The organism is Companilactobacillus mindensis DSM 14500 (assembly GCF_001434275.1).
GTDB lineage: Bacteria > Bacillota > Bacilli > Lactobacillales > Lactobacillaceae > Companilactobacillus > Companilactobacillus mindensis.
The window spans coordinates 1-18,393 of the sequence record NZ_AZEZ01000044.1 but is presented as its reverse complement, the minus strand read 5'-3'; the positions used below and the strand labels follow the sequence as shown (position 1 = coordinate 18,393).

The window sequence follows — 18,393 nt, the reverse complement described above, 5'->3', positions numbered from 1 at the left end:
ACTGTGGATCACCTTCAAGAGAAGTATAACTGGATAAAAGATTTATTTCACTACATTGTTACGAGGGAGAGCGGAGCGACCCCTCAGATAGTTTTTTGTCGATAACTGATATCCTATAGGTGTATAGGTCAAAGAGTATATATATTAAATTTATCAGGGAGATATAAGTTTATGAAAAAATATAAGATGATTGCTCTAACTGGTATTATGTTATCTAGCACAGTTTTAGGAGCAAATACTTCATTAGTTCAAGCTGCTGGTACAAGTTCTGAAACACCATTAAAGGTTACAAACGCACTTAAAGGTGTTGCTACAGCAACACCAAATAAGGCTGTGGCTGAGGATGATGCTGTTACACCAACAGATGTTACAGCACCAAGTGTAACGTTTGCTAATGGCGAAACCACAGAAACAATGAATTTTAATGGTACTAAACTACCTGACAACATAGATACATTGATTAAAGATACTTCTACCTTTAACGTGACTAAAATTACAGGATCTGATAGTGATGTTAGCTACAATAAGAGTAGTAACAATGATATTGATACTGCCGGTGGCACAGTTACATTTACACCTGTTCAGGACGGAAAAGATGGCTCACCAATCACAAGAACAGTTGTAATTTATCAAGCTCCTGATTGGTCTTCAATTGGAACTAGAAAACTTCAAATTAATGATAAGGATGGTTTGGCTCAACCATTTATCGTTAAAGGGACTACAAGTGGGCAAAACTTTATGGTAACTACCGACCCCAAATCAGTTGATATCACAAAGGCTGGTAATAATACGGCTAAGTACATAGCAACGGCTTTGGATGCAAATAATAATGTAGCTAAAGATACTTCAGGCAATCCAATTACCTTCTCGGGAACTGGGGATGTGACGGTTTCTGATAGTACAGATGATGTAAGTTATAATGTTTCCGTAGTTGATAAAAGGACCGGTAATCCTATTCCTGCAACTGTTACTAAAACTGACACGGCTGTAACAGATGGTGCAGAATTTACGGTTAAGTTGACAGACGATGCTGCTAAGGAATATACATTACCAGATGACGATACCACTGTTAAAGTATACAAAGACAATCCAACTAAAGTAATCACATTGGCTAAGAATGTTTCTTACTCAGTTAAATTTGCTGACAGTGCTACTGGAGATCAAATCGGCGATACTATTTCTGGTACAGGCCTAGAAGGAAGCCCTGTTTTAACTCAAGCTCCTGATGGCTACAAGTTGGTTAATAGTTCTGATATGATTTATACAATTGACAGTGAGAAACCTACTAAGACAATTTCTGTAACTAAGTCAGACATAACTAAGAACCTAGGTTATACAGTTCAATTTAGAGATAGAACTAATGGTGACTTAATCAAGACAACTACTGGTACTGGTAATTTTAATGACTATGTAACTTTGGCAGCTCCAGATGGATATGCATTCTCAAATAACTTGTTGTACAGTGGTTTCTTACTTTACAAAGATGGTCAAACATTTACAAGTTACGTAACTAAAGCTGATACACCATACACTATTTCTTACTATGATCAAGCTAATAATAAATTAGTTGGTACACAATCTGGTACTTCAGCTGATGGTGCAACTGTTACTTTAACAGCTCCAAAAGGATACACATTAGTCAACGCTAACGATGTAAATTACACAATTAACAAAGATGCTCCTGACGCAACTATCTTTGTTAAGAAGTCAGACGATTCAAACGTTGAAGATAGTGATATCGTTGCTACGTATCCTGACAAAGGCAAGTATGTAAAGATTTACGATGCTAATGGTGATTTGAATGATCGTGCTGTTCTTTCAGCTGGTTCAAGTTGGATCATCGATCAAACTAAAGAAATCAATGGTGTTGAATACTACCGTGTTGCTACTAACGAATATATCAAAGCCAGCGATGCTTACAAGTACACACCATTACAATCAGTTGTTACAACAACAAATGGCGATGTAAAACCTGTATACAACAGCAAGGGTCAATTGATCATTGATGTCGCTTTGGATCACAGTACGCCTTGGTACACAGACCGCAGCGCTACAATCAACGGCGAAAAGATGTATCGTGTCGCTACTGATCAATGGGTCAGAGCCTCAGATGTTACAGAAGCTAATCTATAATAATTAGTATTGAAAATACACTGGCAGCTTAAATTAGCTCCGGTGTATTTTTGTTTAGGAGTGATTTTATGAAACAGATGTTGAAACTGATCATAGCTGCTGTAATAGCGGCCTTGATCGTTGTTGTCATATCACTGTTGCCAATTGGTTCGCTTTTCAAGAGTATTCTCTATGCGATCATGTTGGGACTGTTCGTCTATGTCGTGGCCTTGATTATGAGACTAAATAAATAAAGGGTCCGGAATTTTTTATAAATATGCAGCATAAACGTGCAACAGAGCTCAACTTCTTCCGCATAATAGTAAAAACCTCAATATTCATAATACGAATATTGAGGTTTTTCGATTATTGTCCGAAAGTTAACCGAGCTCTGTCATACTCTGAAACGAGTTACACAAACCAGATTCCTGTGCATTGCTACGGCCTGAAAATTATCTGTCAAAACCCGACAGATAATTCCCAGGTCTAGGCAATTGCTCGGTATCTAACCGGTTTGCTCCGCTCTCTAGTTTTTATTTTATTTCCAATTGATTTTTGAGAAGACTCGTCGGCCCAAAACTTCACGCATGAACATGAACAAAGGCCAAGTGACGAGTAGTAAGACTATATAGAGATACATGTAATTCCAAATCAAAATATTTTGCAATCCGAAAGCATTGCCACTGAAAATGAAGGTAATGATAAAGAGGACAAAAGCAATGCCAATCATTATCTTTTTACGCATGAACAGTGGGTTACTGATAGAGACTAACGCACAGAAGCCAATCAATCCGAGTGCAAAGACTGAAAGAGTTGAAGTGGTGTTGTAACTGTAATTGAAGTGGTTGCCTAGAATTGAGATCGTTACGATAAATAAGATATCGCAGATAGCGGCCGGTAAGGCAATTTCCATAACGTTGTGCATGAAACGGCCAGCTGGTGGCGTATAGTTGGGTTCCAAAGCGAGTAAGAAGGTTGGAATACCAACGGTCAAAGCGTTGATAGGCGTTAATTGTGAAGGTTGGAAAGGATAGCCGGTTCCCAAAATGATAAAAAGAATTGATAAAACGACTGAGTAGATTGTTTTGATCAAGAACAAGGAAGCGACACGTTCGACGTTGTTGATGACTCGTCGGCCTTCATTGAGCATGAAGATCATAGAATCGAAGTTTCCGTTTAACAAAACGAAATCAGCTGAAGCTTCAGCGGCATCACTTTCACCAGCAATCGCAATACTGCAATCAGATTGGCGCATGGCCAAAACATCATTGACGCCATCGCCGGTCATTCCGACAGTCAAGCCGTTGTCTTGCATAGCCTTGATGAGATCAGCTTTTTGACTAGGGCGAACACGGCCAAAAATCTTATATTTTTTAGCTAACTCGCGATAGTCAGCATCGTCAGCAACTGTGTTCATGTCGATGTAATCATTGCCTGAACTGATACCAGCTTGGGCAGCCACGTTTGCGACCGTGACTGGGTTATCACCAGAGATGATCTTTAAGTCCATCCCTTGGTTGCGCAAGTAATTAAAAGTGTCAGGAGCTTGTTTTCTGACTTCATCGGATATCAACAACAAGCCTAACAAGGTTTGCGTAGAAGTTTCTTTTAAGACGGCGATCACTCGGAAACCATGTTTGGCAGCGTCTTGAACGGTCTTAGTTATTTCTTCAGTAGGGTGTTTGATGATAAATTCGGGCGCACCCATGATATAGTGAGTGTCATCGTCAGCGATAAAGCCTGAATATTTAGTTTCTGATGAGAAAGGAATAACTTTTTTAACTGATAAATCAGACGGCGCTATATCTAAAGCTTTAATAGCCATAGCAGTGGCGTTAGTTTCCTGCGTGGCGTCGACGATTTTTTGCGCAAGGGCTTGGATCGTTTGTTCGCTGGAACCGTTGTATTTGAGTGTTTTTTTGATAGTCAATTTACCAGTGGTAATAGTTCCGGTTTTATCGAGACAGAGAACGTCAACACGCGCTAAAGTTTCAATGGCGCTCAGTGAACGCACTAAGATATTTCGGCGTGACAAATTGTACGCACCGGTTGCTAAAGCTACTGAAGTCAGTAAAACTAAACCTTCAGGGATCATGCCGATAACGGAGGCGGAGGTTCCTAAAATGGATTTGGCAATGTCGCCGTTTTTCAAGTAGGAACGGAAGAACAACATCAAACCAATCGGGATGATCGTGTATGTTAAAATTTTAATAATGTTGTTGATGATCTTCATCAAGACACTGACGGAACGTTTTTCTTTACCGACTGCGGCAGAAATTTTGGAAACGAAGCTTTCGTGGCCGACTTGAGTCAATTGGATCTTGGCTTGACCAGCAATAGCAAAACTGCCAGAGAAGACTTCATCTCCAGTCAGCTTGCTGATAGTATTGGCTTCACCAGTGATACTTGATTCGTTAGTCTGCAATCCGTTGGAGTAACGCACGATTCCGTCTGCAGGGATGGTGTCGCCCCGTTTGATCGTAACAATGTCGTCTTCAACTAAGTCAGCGATACCGACTTCTGTAGCATGTTTGTTGCGGGTGACCGTAAAATTCTGCGCATTGACTAAACTGATGCGGTCGATGTTGATTTTGGCACGGATCTCTTGGTAACTGCCGATGATAATGTTAGCAATCACGGGACCTAAGAAGAATAGGTTCCGGTAGGAACCGGTCCAAAATATTAAAATGGCAATGACTAAGTTTAGAAAATTAAAAAGTGTAAATAAATTGTCAGCTAAAATTTTAGGAATGGGACGGGATAATTTTTTGATTTGAACATTGGTCAGTCCCTTTTGTACTTGGGAATCAACTTGTTGAGTAGTTAATCCTTCGTCGAGACTGGTATACTTTTCTGGTCTTTTGATTTTTACCATACTCTACCTACGACTGTTAGTTATTTTCTATTGAATGCTATATACTCTTTACATAACTTAAATTTAACATAAAAGGATGAATTTAATTTGAACAATTTATTTTTTGATTTGGATGGAACAATTATTAATTCTGAGATAGGAATTATGAAGAGTTTGAAGTATATGTACGAACACACTTTGGGCTACGTTCCACATGACGACGCTACTTTGCACACTTTCATCGGACCAACTATCGGTGCATCTCTACAAAAGTACGACCACGTCGCACCAGATGATCCATACATTGATCAAAGCTTGAAAGCTTTTCGTGAATACTATTCAAAAGAAGGCTGGGAAGAATATACAGTTTTTGATGGCGTTTATGATATGATGGAGTCCTTGAAACAGGCCAATAAAGAAATTTTTGTGGCAACTTCTAAACCGGAAGTTTTTGCGAAACAAATTATTGACCAATTAAATATGAAACAATATGTCAGACACGTGTTCGGTGCCGCTGAAGATGAATCAGTTCGTTCCTTAAAAGAAGACGTTATTTCTTATGGAATTGAAAAAACTTCAGTTGATCTGGATACTAAAAATCTTGTTATGGTTGGGGATCGTAATAGTGATGTCGTGGGGGCGCATAAGAATAATCTTAAAGCCATTGGGGTAACTTATGGTTTTGGAGATTACGATGAATTAAAAGCCGCTAACTCCGAATGGATCGTAAACAGTCCGTTGGAAGTTGCTAAACTAGCTATGGAGAATTAGAAATTATGAGCAAGTCATTGTCATATAACCGACACGATATTACCTTAGTTTTACTGTCGATTTGTTTAATGGTCATTGTCTTTTTAGGAATCACTTTGTCAACGGTCTTGAATAGTGAATATGTCAAGAAAGTTGTCAGTAGCGATACTAATGTAACTTTGATCAAAAATTATACTAACCAGCGCCTAGGCAGATTAGTCAATAGTTATTCAGCTTCGTCTGATCTGTCAGCGGTCAATTTGACAAATAAAGACGTAAAAAAAATCATCAATGTATCCGTGGATGAGGTTTATAGCGATGACTCAAGACTAACGGTTGGTAGTTCAATTTTAGCTGTTATCAGCAGCAAGTTAAAAAAAGAAGCTCAACAATACGGTTTGGATATCAACAGTGAGATCGATACTGTCATCAAAAGCAACGAGGGTATCATGAATCAAATTGTCGATAACGACTTGGGACCTGTGGAACAAGTCATTGAACAAATTCAAACTATAAAGCGCTTGATCAAAACCATTATGGTTGTTGCGGCTGTCTTGTTCGTACTTCTGGCAATCAGATTGCGCATCAAAGTCGGTTCAACGATGATGTTTATGCATCATTTGGGTACGGTCGGCATCTGTACGTCAATTTTGTTGGCATTGATTTTGGGCGCCACGTATTATCCACTGCAGGATCTGATCGTGAGCAACATCGATTACAATGTCCGCGATGTCTTATATAATGTGTTAAATGGTATTATTCTCAGTTACATTTCAATCATTTTCATGGTCTTTATCGTGAGCTTGCTTGATTGGGGAAGTACCACTAAATACAAGTATTAAGAGGGAACGTTATGAAAATCGAAATAACACCAGAAGCACAAGCCAAATTGGAAGCATATGTCACAGCTGACAAAAAAATTCTTTTGGATTTGGATGACGGCTTTGGTCGTTTTTCTGGCCAGGGCGACTGTGCGTTGATCACGAAGTTTCGAATAATCATAGTCGACGCTACTGAATCTTTGGAAGATTATCCGATTGAATTAGATAGCAATATGGGAACGATTTATTTTAAGAATAGTGCGCAAGACTTTTTGGATGAAAAAGGGATGTCACTGAAGGTCGATCCTAAGACGCAGCTTTTGGTCTTTGCTAATACCAAAGAAATCATTGATAAAAGTGTCAACATCATTGATTACGATGCAGTAAAAGCTAGATAAATAACAATTAAATATTGAGGGAACTTGAAGACGAAGTCTTTGAGTTCCCTTTTTTTATCGGGATGAATGATTATGAAAAAGCTAATTGTCCAACACAAAAGATTATTGACGTTGTTGCTATTTTTGGCAGCTAGTTTGATTTCGATTTATTTGACCGAGCTGAATGGTCATATTTGGTCTTTTTTGACGATGAGTAACGACGGTCGCTTTCACATTATGAGAATTGAAGGCCTGGCACAAGCAATGCGCCAAGGTAACCTCACGCCTATTGTAAATATGTCATTTTTGGGTGGTCTAGGTTATATTTCCAATGTTTTTTATTCCAATCTCTGGCTTTATCCAGCAGCAGTTTTGCGATTGATGGGACTCACGATTACGCAGGCTTTCGTCAGTTTTTATGTGTTACTGAATTTTGTAACCTTTTTAACGTCGTTTGGGGCTTTTTACAAGGCCAGCCAGCGTTATGACAAGAGTCTATTATTCAGCTTTGTCTACACGCTGTCGACGTATCGTATTTTTGACATGGTGCGCAGATTCGACGTTGGGGAATTATCGACCTTCGTTTTTTTGCCGATCGTCGTCTTGGGTGTCTATGAGATCTTCTACAACAATCATCATCAGTGGATCTATTTGACTATCGGGATGGTGGGAGTGATCTATTCGCACGCTCTGTCGCCGGTTTTGATCGGTATCTTTATTGTTTTAGTCATGATTTTTCGAATCAAGACGTTAGTAAAGGAGCCGCAACGCATACTCGCACTCTTTTATGCGGGCGTAAGTTCTTTGATGTTGAGTTTGGCCTACTTCATGCCAATGCTTGAACAAATGCGCCATACGCAATTTAAACTGACTAATGCGCCTCTGATCAACGTTTCGCAGACTGAGATGAGTTGGCCGGACTTATTGAATTGGAGCGTTCATAACGACTTATATAAGCAAAATATCGGTTTGATCATGTTGGTTACGGCAATAACGATTCCATTGATAATTTGGAAAATCAAAAATGTGGCAATCAGAGACTTTGCAATTATCGGTGAATTGCTTTTGGTGATGACAACGAATATTTTTCCTTGGAAGTTCTTCGATAAGACACCACTCAATATGATTCAGTTTCCTTGGCGCTTTTATATGATCGTCAGTATTCTCTTTGCCATTGTAATTGCTGCTGATCCATTAGGAATATTTTCTGGCAATTGGAAAAAGGTCTTGATGATTTTATTCGCTTTGGGATTAGTTATGAATTCGGAAAGAATCTTAGTCCAACAGTATCCGCGCGAAGATGACGCATATACGCAGTTCAATCACTTGGATGTTGACAGTATCGGTAGCGGTCAAGAATATTTGCCCAAGAATGCCAGCTTAACAGCCTTGATCAAAGCACCACATGCGCCACAAGTTCTAAGCGGTCAAGCCAAAATTAGCAATTTTTCTCAAGTAGGCTCAAAAGTAACCTTCCACTTTCAAGCTGCTCAAAATGCTAAAGTTTCCGTACCAATTATTTGCTACTATGGTTATTCTGCCAAAGATTCAACTGGCCAAGTTTCTAAATTACGGATGGATAAGAATAACAATGGTTTAGGGCAAATTATTGTTAATGGCAAAGGTGTCGTGCGCATCGATTATGAAAAGACGCCGGTTCAAAGAATTAGTAAAGTAATTTCTTTAGCTAGTTTATTTTTAGGTTTAATGTATTTCGCTAGAAAAAAATTTAAAAAATAGAGTATCCTTAGTTTTGGGTCTATTAGTATAATGGGAGTTATTGCAGGTATCATAAGGAAGGTATTATTTTATGCAATTAGCTTTTTTGAAAAGTAAAAGTTCTAAAAGGATTGCAGTTACTATTTTTACAATTTTTTTGTTCTTGTTAATTAGTTTCTTAATGGTTTATCAAACTCAAATCTATCAAGGAAAAATTTGGGCTTATCTAGGTAGCAGCACCGATCGATTCCACATGATGCGGATCGAAGGACTGTACCATTCTTTGCAACGGCATCAGTATTTTCCACTGGTAAATATGTCGTTTATGGGTGGCTTTGGATATTTAGTTAACGTCTTTAATTCGGATTTCTTGATGTATCCGGGCGCTATTTTACGATTGATGGGGTTCTCTAGTGCTCAGACATTGGTCGGTTTGAATTTCTTGTTTAACTTCTTAACTTTCGGAGTTGCCTTTTTGTGTTTTTACAAAGTCAGCAAGAAATATATGAATAGCTTGGTATTTAGTTTTGTCTACACTATGTCGACGTATCGGCTGCACGAAGTTTTATTTCGACATGATATCGGTGAAGTAGGAGCGTTGTTGTGTTTGCCGGTCGCAATGTTAGGAATATATGAGATTTTCTATGGTGATCGTAGGCAGTGGCTATATTTAGCTTTTGGTATGACAGAAATCATTTATTCGCAAGCTATTGCCCCAATTTTAGTTGCTGTGTTAATCGTTATAATTGCGTTATGTCAAATCAATGAGTTGAAAAAGGCTCCTAAACGTCTGTTGTCACTTCTTTGGGCCGCACTGAGTTCGGGCTTGATGAGTCTAGCGTACTTCTTGCCGATGATAGAGCAGATGCATCATACAAAGTTTATTTTGGGCCAGTCGAAAGGCATGTTGCCAAAGGGAGCGCAGGACTTTTCCGACGTAACTAAATGGAGTTTTAACAATACGCTCAGTCAGCCAAATATTGGTATTACGCTGATTTTGGCTGCTATTATAATTTTAATATCTTATATGAGAATCAAGAATCGAGCCGTAAAGCATTTTGCCATCATTGGTGCCGTTATGTTGTTGGCCAGCAGCAAATTATTCCCTTGGTTCATCATCAATGCCACACCTTTGAAAGTAATTCAATATCCATGGCATTTCGACATGATCATTACCTTGTTATTGGCGATTTTTGTGGCTGCAGATCCACTGAATATTTTCACTACTAAGTGGGCTAAATCCGGATTGATGATTTTCGTCGCTTTGATGGCTTTTTCAGCAAGTTCGCGCTTGATCAACGATTCGCCGTTACAGTTAGTTTCATATGACGAATATAACGACCTAGATAGCTTCAGTATCGGCACTGGGCAAGGCTATTTGCCTGCTGGTACAAGTCTAGGCGAATTGCAAAGAACGGCGCACAAGCCCAAAATTCAAAGCGGTAAGGCTAAAATTTCTAATTTCCGTCAATATGGAACTCGCTTGAGCTTTGACTTCAAGAACGCTAAGCATGCCAAAGTTGATCTACCGATCATCGGTTACTATGGTTTCCAATCGAGCCAGTCAACTGGACAAGTATCGCAGTTGAAGATGGATAAGAAAAATAATAATTTGGCGCAAGTTAAGATCAACGGTAAGGGTAAGGTTATCGTGGATTACTTCGAGACTGCTACTCAAAAGGTAACTCGCAGAATTTCTTTCTTGTCGTTTTTGATTATTGTGGCCATCGTCTTTATCAATAAATTGAATTTGGTCGACTTTGACCGAATTGAAGGATTGAGAAAAACTAAATAATAGATAGTTTTGTTTAGAAACTTTAGTTAGATACACTAATAGGTCATTCACTTAAAAAGTTGGATGACCTATTTAATATTGTTTATTAGAATTTAAAATCTTAATACTATTAATGTAAAACGAATAAAAAAACGTTTAGTCTGGAATGGAATCCCGATGGATGCTCAGCCGTGGTAGGGTCTTAGCTGGCGTACCTTGCCAGGTTAGAGCCAGACAATCTTCAAAACAATTCGTAGAATTGGTTCGAAGTTGCTTCTCACAGCGTTCCAGCAATCCATCGGGATTTCATGGAAGACGGCAGTGACCAACTAAATTCAAGAAAGAACTTTTTTGTATTATACTTAAAAAAAATTCTGACTCGAAATGAGGGATACAAATGGATTACACGAAGTACAATTCGAAAATTATTGATGGTTGGGTCAGTGATGGCTGGGAATGGGGCAAACCGGTCAGTCACGCTGAATATGTCGATGCAAAAAATGGCAAATTCAAATTGGTTTTGACACCTAATCGGGCAATTCCTAAAGACTGGTTTCCAGAACCTCTCACGGGCCAAAAAATTCTTGGACTAGCTGCTGGCGGCGGACAACAGATGCCAATTTTGACAGCTTTAGGCGGAGTTTGTACGGTATTTGATTACTCACAAAAACAATTGGATGCTGAAGCAGAAGTTGCTAAAAGAGAGGGCTACGAGATTGAAATCGTCAAAGGCGATATGACTAAAAAATTGCCTTTTGATGATAATAGTTTTGACATGATTATTCAGCCGGTTGCCAACTGCTACATTGAAGATGTTCAACATGTTTGGGAAGAAAGTTTTCGGGTTTTGAAGACGGGCGGTCGACTATTAGTGGGAATGGACAATGGAGTGAATTATATCTTTGATAAGGACCAAACAAAGCTTTATCACAGTTTGCCTTATAATCCACTGAAAGATCCTAGTATCAACGAGGAGTTTCCACCAGAAGAAGAAGGAATTCAGTTCTCGCACACGTTGGATGAACAATTACGTGGTCAGATCAAGGCTGGCTTTCAAATTGTTGATTTGTATGAAGATACTAATAGTGAAGGTAAGTTGCATGACTACAATATTCCGACTTTTTGGGCTAGTTGTGCAATTAAGAAATAAATTGTAAAGAAAAATTTACCGAATCTTTACCTAAAATAGTATTTAGAAATTTCGATTTTTGTTAATGTGGACTTGTAATAATCGAGATTGAGGTGAAAGTCGATTGATAAGATTCGGTAAAAGTATTTATCACCAATTAGGACAGAGTATGTATCATTGGTTCAATGTAATGATCTTATTCTTTCAGCCATTATTAGTGATATTAACAATTATATTGTGTTTACTGATCTATCGTTACTTTATGTAAAGGTCTGGGATACAACTATATTTTTCATTAAATATGCAACGTAAACATGCAACAGAACTCAACTTTTTGTGCATAATAGCAAAAGCCTCAATATTCATAGTGCGAATATTGAGGCTTTTCGATTATTGCTCGGAAGTTAACCGAGTTCTGTTATATTCTTTTATTTATCATCTTTTAAGTCATCGACATCAGTCAATGAAGCTAAGTTATCTTGTTTAGTTACGGCATTTTTGTCGACAGTAACTTTGAACCAGTTAACGAAGCCGTGATCGAATTCAGCAACTTCGAAGTTGAAATTGCCGAATTCAAGTTTGGAACCCTTGTGAATTTCAGGATATTTTTCGATTAAATATCCACCAACTGTGATGATGTCGGATTTTTGGAATTCCTTAACGTCAGTTTTGAAGTAACGTTCGAAATCATAAAGGGTAGTTTTACCAGAAACGTTGTAAGAACCGTCATTATTCTTAACGATGTATTCATCAGAAACATCATCGATTTCATCTTTAACGGTACCGAATAACTCTTCGTAAATATCCTTATCAGTCACGATACCACTTGTCCCACCGTATTCATCGACAACGATAACGATAGGCGTTTGTTTCTTGATCATCTTTGAAAGGATATCTTGGATCGGCATGGTTTCAGGAACGGTATTGACAGATCTCAATACTCGGCTGATACCAACGTCGCCATCGACTTGATTTTGACGAACGATATCGTAAGCATAAACATAACCAAGAACTTTATCCTTATCATTATCGGCCACAACTGGGAATCTTGAAAATCCTTGTTGTAAGTAATCTTTGATAACATCTTTGACTTTGTCGGTAATATCAACGACGTAAAGACTAGTACGATCGACCATGATATCTTTAGCGACCTTGTCGTTCAATGCAAAGGCACGTTGCATGAAGATAACATCATCTGGTTCCATATCTCCACCTTTAATGGATGATTTGGAAAGTCTGAGAATTTCGGACTGTGAAAAGACCTCATTTTCTGAATCAGCAGGTTTCATGCCCATTAGACGAACGATTCCTGAAGCAGAAACGTTTAGCAACCAAACGAATGGATAGACAGCTAAATGGAAAAATCTTAACGGCGTTACGACTAGCATCAACATGGTCATTGGCATATCGATTGAAATATTCTTAGGAACGATTTCAGTCAAAACAACTTCCAAGTATGTTAGTAAAAGCACACCGACGACAGAGCTGATAGCGTGTAGACCGCTGCTGCCACCAGCAGAAATATGAGCGACGCCCATTAAATCGACCAATAAGTATTCGATCGTACTTTCACCGATCCAACCTAAAATAATACCAGCGATACTTGTACCAACTTGCGTCGTTGATAAGTATTCGTTGAGGTTGTTGACCATCATCAAAGCACGTTGAAGCTTCTTGGTATTACCCTCACCTTTTTGAATTGCATCTTCCAGTTGACTGGATCTAGTTTGTACAAGAGCGAACTCAGCAGCCACGAAGAAGAAGGCAAAAATAAAGGTTATCAGTATGATAATAAAGTTTGTTGTAATTGAAGAACTTGACAATATATGATTTCCCCTTTTTTTCTTGTAAAACGCATTATACACCAAAGAAAAACCGACTGTGTCGGCTAAGATGAAATATTTTATTTTTACATCTTTAGTATATCCAATTTCACGGTTAAAATATAGCAAGGACGATTTAATTTTGGAATAGCGGCCATTTTGTAGTTGAACTTCACAATTATTATTTTTATAATGAAGAGAATGAAACAACCTTGGGGGAATCCTTTTGACTAAAGTAAAAACTAACAACCTATTAACTCCAGCACAAGCAGCTAAAGATTTAGTAATCAGCGTTGCAACGCTACGCAAGTATTCATTGATCGTTGAACGGACAACTGACAACAGTCAATATTTTGAACGCAATAGCCAAAACAACCGTCTTTATACTTCAAAGAATATTGAAGATTTTAAAGAAATGGTTAAATTGAGCCATGGTCTCAAAATGACTTTGGAAACATCAGCTAAACAAATTTATCCAACTGCTGACGTTAAAGATACTTCTGATGCTAAACAAGACGACGAAGTTTCAGAATTGCACGCAACCATTGCCAAATTGGAATCTGAAAACAAGAAACGTGAATTGACTATTAGCGAACTTCAAGAAGAGTTGGCAGATACTCAAAAATCAAAGGAACAATTACAAGCAGAACTGACAACTTTGAAGCAACAAGCAGCTGAAAAAGCTGAAAATGAAACTGCTAAAAAAGATGAAAACATCAAAGAACGTGTAAACGAAAAGGTCAGTGATGATAAGAAGAGTCACTGGTGGAACAGATTCAAGGCTTGATCAGCCAATTATGCTTATGATATCAACCTCTTGAGCAATCGGGTCGTACCAAAATGTTATTTTTGGTGCGGCTTTTTTATGTATAATTAGAACTTGTGAGAACACAACTTAGGAGGATTAATTTTGAAATTAGCAATGATTGGGCTCGGTAAGATGGGTATTAACTTGACCGAGAATTTGATTCGTAACGGTAATGAGGTAGTAGCTTTTGATTTGAGCGATGGAGCAAGAAATGACGCTTCAACACTAGGGGCACAAGTACAAAAGAGTTTGGAAGATGCTGTAAAAGCACTTTCTGCACCACGTATCGTCTGGGTAATGTTACCAGCCGGTAATCCTACAAACAGTACTATTGATAAGCTAAGCGAACTCCTTGATCCAAACGACATCGTTATTGACGGTGGTAACTCATTTTACAAAGATTCATTGCAACATAACAAAATCCTTACAGACAAAGATATTAAGTACTTCGATGTTGGTACATCAGGCGGTATGAGCGGTGCAAACCGTGATGGAAACTTCATGATCGGTGGAGATGATGAAAAAACTTTTGAATATATTGAACCTATTTTCAAAGGTATCGCTCAAACTGATGGTTACTTATACACAGGTAAAGCCGGCAGTGGCCACTATTTAAAGATGGTTCATAACGGTATCGAATACGGTATGATGCAAGCTATCGCTGAAGGTTTTGACGTTTTGGAACACGGTCAATTTGATTACGATAACGAAGCTGTTGCCAAGGTTTGGGAACATGGTTCAGTTATTCGTGGATGGTTGATGGAATTGACTCAATCAGCCTTTTCCAAAGATCCTAATTTGGACGATATCAAAGGTGTAATGCATTCATCTGGTGAAGGTAAGTGGACTTTGGAAGAAGCCTTGAACCTTCAAGTTCCAACACCAGTTATTGCAGCTTCATTGATGATGCGTTATCGTTCACTTGAAGATGATACATTTACTGGTAAAGTCGTTGCAGCCCTACGTAACGAATTCGGTGGCCATGATGTTGAGAATAAAAAGTAATAATTAGAAATTAGTTGTTGTTTTATAACTGCCGTCTTCCATGAAATTCTGATGGATTGCTGGAACGTTGTGAGAGCAACTTGGAGCCAATTCTGCGAATTGTCTTCAAGCTTGTCTGTCTCTAACCTGGCAAAGGAACGCCAGCTAAGAGACTACCACGCTGAGCATCCACCAGAATTCCATTCCAGACTAGAGGGTCTAAAGATTTGGGGTTTTTGAGATATTGATATAGGCAGCGTTCTTTATTAAATATCAATAAATATGATTTGATTATGGGTTCACTGCCGTCTTCCATGAAATTCTGGTGGATTTGGAATACTGTGAGAGCAGCTTATTGTTTTTATAGTACATGGATAATTGTATTAGTAAAAAATCATTCAGCTGGGGCCTATATTTCTGTATAATTAAAATTAATGAACTAAAAAACTTGTCGATGACAAGTTTTTTTTATTTTAAGGGGAGGGTTTCAAAGATGCGGAAAAGAGCTGAAGTATTTCTGTTTTTATTTATTGGGGCTTTTATCGGTAGTAATCTGCGTTATTTAGAAAGCCTGATTTTTAAACCAAGCAATGGCTTTCCATTAGGAACGTTAGTTGCTAATTTGAGTGGAGCACTTGTGTTGCCATTCTTGATCCATTATTTACAAGACCGTTTCAACTTGTCATCACGCGTTATTTTGACGTTGAGTACTGGAGTCTTGGGCTCTTATACGACTTTTTCCACTTTTACGGCCGATACGTATCGCTTGTTCAATACCGGACAATGGTTGTTGTTGTTTATTTATTTAACGTTGACGATTGTCGGCGGTTTTGCCCTGGCCATTTTGGGGAACTATTGGGCCGCAACGCAAGCTTTCAATGATTACGCTAAGAAAAGTCGGGAGGAACGGTCATGATCAATCCTTTATTAGTCGGATTCGGTGCCACGATTGGGGCTTTCTTGAGAAATGAATTGACGTTGCAACAGGCAAAGTTAAAAATTGATTTTCCTATCGTTACACTCTTTATTAATATTTTTGGAGCGATACTTTTAGGTATTTTCACTGCACAAATTCATAACGGTGCGATATTATTATTGCTAGGAACCGGGTTCTGTGGTGGTTTTACTACTTTTGGGACCTTCAACATGGAGTTGAGTCAATTGTGGTTCCAACATCGTTTAGGACGTTGTTTCCTATACTTTGTTTTGACGTACATCTTTGGTATCCTTGGTTTTATCGTGGGTATTCACATTTAGGAGAATTCAAATGCAAATGAAAGAACAAGTATGGAATGAAAGTTTTCGCCCAGGAATAATTTCTTCGACGATATTATATTTCAAGGATTTATTCGTAGGTGCTAAGAGAATGAGTCGTAAAGATTTTTGGTGGGGGTTTTTAGGTATGACGATCGTCATGTATGCAATTGCTGGTTTATTGGCCTTTGCAATCACTAAAATGCCAATCGATGATTTTTATTGGAGTTCAATTATCGGTGTAGCGATGGCAATGACTTTGGGATACTACTGGATCTCAGTTTTTACCGCAATCATCAGACGTCTGCATGACCGTAAAATGCACGGCTGGTGGGTTCTAATCGGGTTAGTACCCGTCGTGGGCGAATTGGCCTTGTTAGTATTGTTATGCTTGCCACAACGCGATTTTGGCAATAATTGGCCCAAAGATATCTAAATATTTGTTAAACTAGAACAGAAATGTTCTAGTTTTTTTGTGGAGGTAGCTATTGTGTGCGGTCGATATATGTTTCAACCGGATAAAAATCCCGAAATCAAACGAATCTATGATTCAGCTGTCAACAATGGGTATCAGCCTAAGACAGGAGAAGTTTTTCCAACGGATCAGACGGCTTTAATTATTGCTGGTACAAACCAAGTACAAGTAGTGGCCATGAAATGGGGCTTCCCTGGTTTCAAAACGGGACAGTCGATCATCAATGCCCGCTCGGAAACAGTTCTTCAAAAGCAAATGTTTGCGGAGTCTTTCCAAAAGAGGCGTTGCGTTTATCCGACGACAGGCTTTTTTGAGTGGAGTAAAACTAAGCAGAAGTATAAATTCAACTTCAGCAATGATCCCCAAACATTGTTTATAGCAGGGTGCTACAACTATTTTGACGATACCCCACAGAGTATATTATTTACGACTGCTCCCAATGAATCGATGATAAAGATCCACGACCGAATGCCTTTGATTTTGGCTAAAGACCAGATCAATCGGTGGATCTACGATGACGAATTTGCCGATAAATTTTTAACAGCAACCATGCCCCAATTGATATCAAATGAAGAAAAATAAGGTGTTTTAATGAATAGTAAAATTCAAAAATTTAGTAACAGCAACGAATTTTTCCAGTGTCCCATCTGTGGAGAAAAATTATTGTTGAGTGGCAACAGTTTGATCTGTGGACAAAATCACAACTTTGATATTTCCAAAAAAGGTTATGTCGATTTTGTTTTAAATAATAAGCAACAAAAAAATTACGATTTAGAATCTTTTGAAAATCGTCACTTGATACTTGAACATGGAATGTATGATCACATTGCTAAAAAGATACTTTCATTGATAGAAAAGTTAAACATTCAAAGTACGCTCGATGTCGGCTGTGGAGAGGGTTATTACTCTCAAAAAATTGCACAATTAAAAGATAAGCAGGTCTTGGCTTTCGATATTTCTAAAGATTCAATTCAGTTGGCTGCCAAGGGTCCCGATACCGGAGTAGAATGGTTTATCGGTGATTTAGCTCACTTACCGATTCAGAATCAAACTATCGATGGGATTATCGATATTTTTTCACCGGCTAATTATCATGAATTCAATCGGATATTAAACCCTAAAGGGTATGTGTTAAAAGTTATCCCCAACGAGTATCATGTTCAAGAATTGCGCGCTCAAGCTAAAGGCCAGTTGAAACAAGAGAAGTATTCTAATCAAAAAGTTTTGGATTACTTTGAAGAACATTATCATTTAGTAGACCAGATCGATGCTACCAAGACTTACAACATCGATGAAACGGAAAGAAACGCTTTTATCAAGATGACACCGTTATTGTTCAATGTCGATAACAGTCTGATCGATTGGGAAAGTGTTCAACAAATTACCGTTGGTTCAACTATTTTAGTTGGTCAAAAGAAATAAATAAAAACCACCCGTTTTACGGGTGGTTTTTATTTATAGTGCGCCCGGCATGGGCGCTAACTTGGTGGCGAAAGTCCACTGTGAGCCGTAG

17 protein-coding genes are annotated in these 18,393 nt (G+C 38.4%); 15 read left to right on the top strand and 2 right to left on the bottom strand.

Annotation, left to right across the window (positions count from 1 at the left end; translation table 11 throughout):
* Window positions 1–171 precede the first annotated feature (171 nt).
* Entirely contained in the window at window positions 172–2,133 is a 1,962-nt protein-coding gene (locus FD29_RS04820) for an SLAP domain-containing protein (protein ID WP_057887828.1), read from the top strand.
* A gap of 68 nt (window positions 2,134–2,201) precedes the next feature.
* Window positions 2,202–2,366 carry a hypothetical protein gene (locus FD29_RS11390; protein WP_157049385.1) on the top strand — a complete coding sequence of 55 codons (165 nt, stop codon included), beginning with the start codon at window positions 2,202–2,204 and terminating at the stop codon, window positions 2,364–2,366.
* Between the two features lie 284 nt (window positions 2,367–2,650).
* Here FD29_RS11390 and FD29_RS04815 read toward each other — a convergent pair whose 3' ends face one another.
* Window positions 2,651–4,987: an HAD-IC family P-type ATPase gene (locus FD29_RS04815; RefSeq protein WP_057887827.1), complete on the bottom strand. Its 2,337-nt coding sequence runs from the start codon at window positions 4,985–4,987 to the stop codon at window positions 2,651–2,653.
* An 87-nt stretch (window positions 4,988–5,074) separates the two neighbouring features.
* Between FD29_RS04815 and FD29_RS04810 the strand changes: the two genes are divergently transcribed.
* The 6 genes from FD29_RS04810 to FD29_RS04785 all read left to right on the top strand — a co-directional run bounded on the left by FD29_RS04810 (window position 5,075) and on the right by FD29_RS04785 (window position 11,557).
* Entirely contained in the window at window positions 5,075–5,737 is a 663-nt protein-coding gene (locus tag FD29_RS04810; protein ID WP_057887826.1) for an HAD hydrolase-like protein, read from the top strand.
* Window positions 5,738–5,742: 5 nt separating this feature from the next.
* Entirely contained in the window at window positions 5,743–6,558 is an 816-nt protein-coding gene (locus FD29_RS04805) for a hypothetical protein (protein WP_057887825.1), read from the top strand.
* Between the two features lie 11 nt (window positions 6,559–6,569).
* Entirely contained in the window at window positions 6,570–6,935 is a 366-nt protein-coding gene (locus FD29_RS04800; RefSeq protein ID WP_057887824.1) for an iron-sulfur cluster biosynthesis family protein, read from the top strand.
* A 72-nt stretch (window positions 6,936–7,007) separates the two neighbouring features.
* The gene (locus tag FD29_RS04795; protein ID WP_057887823.1) at window positions 7,008–8,654 is read left to right on the top strand and encodes a glycosyltransferase family protein; all 1,647 of its coding nucleotides are present in this window, start codon (window positions 7,008–7,010) and stop codon (window positions 8,652–8,654) included.
* 70 nt (window positions 8,655–8,724) lie between these two features.
* Window positions 8,725–10,428, top strand: coding sequence for a hypothetical protein (locus FD29_RS04790; RefSeq protein WP_057887822.1), 1,704 nt, complete (start codon window positions 8,725–8,727; stop codon window positions 10,426–10,428).
* 376 nt (window positions 10,429–10,804) lie between these two features.
* On the top strand, window positions 10,805–11,557 hold the full coding sequence (locus FD29_RS04785) for a class I SAM-dependent methyltransferase (RefSeq protein ID WP_057887821.1): 753 nt from the start codon (window positions 10,805–10,807) through the stop codon (window positions 11,555–11,557).
* Between the two features lie 407 nt (window positions 11,558–11,964).
* Here the strand turns inward: FD29_RS04785 and FD29_RS04780 are convergent, their stop codons facing one another.
* Entirely contained in the window at window positions 11,965–13,359 is a 1,395-nt protein-coding gene (locus tag FD29_RS04780; RefSeq protein ID WP_057887820.1) for a hemolysin family protein, read from the bottom strand.
* Window positions 13,360–13,585: 226 nt separating this feature from the next.
* Here FD29_RS04780 and FD29_RS04775 point away from each other — a divergent pair, with 226 nt between their 5' ends.
* The 7 genes from FD29_RS04775 (at window position 13,586) to FD29_RS04745 (ending at window position 18,302) form a co-directional block, all read left to right on the top strand.
* Window positions 13,586–14,146: a hypothetical protein gene (locus FD29_RS04775; RefSeq protein WP_057887819.1), complete on the top strand. Its 561-nt coding sequence runs from the start codon at window positions 13,586–13,588 to the stop codon at window positions 14,144–14,146.
* A gap of 123 nt (window positions 14,147–14,269) precedes the next feature.
* Entirely contained in the window at window positions 14,270–15,172 is a 903-nt protein-coding gene (gene gnd / locus FD29_RS04770) for a phosphogluconate dehydrogenase (NAD(+)-dependent, decarboxylating) (RefSeq protein WP_057887818.1), read from the top strand.
* Between the two features lie 472 nt (window positions 15,173–15,644).
* Window positions 15,645–16,067: a fluoride efflux transporter FluC gene (locus tag FD29_RS04765; RefSeq protein ID WP_057887817.1), complete on the top strand. Its 423-nt coding sequence runs from the start codon at window positions 15,645–15,647 to the stop codon at window positions 16,065–16,067.
* Window positions 16,064–16,408 carry a fluoride efflux transporter FluC gene (locus tag FD29_RS04760; RefSeq protein ID WP_083477780.1) on the top strand — a complete coding sequence of 115 codons (345 nt, stop codon included), beginning with the start codon at window positions 16,064–16,066 and terminating at the stop codon, window positions 16,406–16,408. The genes FD29_RS04765 and FD29_RS04760 overlap by 4 nt, the downstream gene beginning before the upstream one ends.
* 16 nt (window positions 16,409–16,424) lie before the next feature.
* Window positions 16,425–16,841 (top strand): DUF805 domain-containing protein, encoded by a 417-nt coding sequence (locus FD29_RS04755; RefSeq protein ID WP_235804262.1) that lies wholly within the window; start codon window positions 16,425–16,427, stop codon window positions 16,839–16,841.
* A 54-nt stretch (window positions 16,842–16,895) separates the two neighbouring features.
* On the top strand, window positions 16,896–17,462 hold the full coding sequence (locus tag FD29_RS04750) for an SOS response-associated peptidase family protein (protein ID WP_083477779.1): 567 nt from the start codon (window positions 16,896–16,898) through the stop codon (window positions 17,460–17,462).
* Between the two features lie 9 nt (window positions 17,463–17,471).
* Complete coding sequence (locus FD29_RS04745) at window positions 17,472–18,302, top strand: putative RNA methyltransferase (RefSeq protein ID WP_057887814.1); 831 nt, start codon at window positions 17,472–17,474, stop codon at window positions 18,300–18,302.
* Window positions 18,303–18,393: the final 91 nt, after the last annotated feature.

Coding starts and splice junctions, on each gene's coding strand:
- FD29_RS04820 (WP_057887828.1), top strand. CDS start 172: ATGAAAAAATATAAGATGATTGCTCTAACTGGTATTATGTTATCTAGC.
- FD29_RS11390 (WP_157049385.1), top strand. CDS start 2,202: ATGAAACAGATGTTGAAACTGATCATAGCTGCTGTAATAGCGGCCTTG.
- FD29_RS04815 (WP_057887827.1), bottom strand. CDS start 4,987: ATGGTAAAAATCAAAAGACCAGAAAAGTATACCAGTCTCGACGAAGGA.
- FD29_RS04805 (WP_057887825.1), top strand. CDS start 5,743: ATGAGCAAGTCATTGTCATATAACCGACACGATATTACCTTAGTTTTA.
- FD29_RS04800 (WP_057887824.1), top strand. CDS start 6,570: ATGAAAATCGAAATAACACCAGAAGCACAAGCCAAATTGGAAGCATAT.
- FD29_RS04795 (WP_057887823.1), top strand. CDS start 7,008: ATGAAAAAGCTAATTGTCCAACACAAAAGATTATTGACGTTGTTGCTA.
- FD29_RS04790 (WP_057887822.1), top strand. CDS start 8,725: ATGCAATTAGCTTTTTTGAAAAGTAAAAGTTCTAAAAGGATTGCAGTT.
- FD29_RS04785 (WP_057887821.1), top strand. CDS start 10,805: ATGGATTACACGAAGTACAATTCGAAAATTATTGATGGTTGGGTCAGT.
- FD29_RS04765 (WP_057887817.1), top strand. CDS start 15,645: ATGCGGAAAAGAGCTGAAGTATTTCTGTTTTTATTTATTGGGGCTTTT.
- FD29_RS04760 (WP_083477780.1), top strand. CDS start 16,064: ATGATCAATCCTTTATTAGTCGGATTCGGTGCCACGATTGGGGCTTTC.
- FD29_RS04755 (WP_235804262.1), top strand. CDS start 16,425: ATGAAAGAACAAGTATGGAATGAAAGTTTTCGCCCAGGAATAATTTCT.
- FD29_RS04745 (WP_057887814.1), top strand. CDS start 17,472: ATGAATAGTAAAATTCAAAAATTTAGTAACAGCAACGAATTTTTCCAG.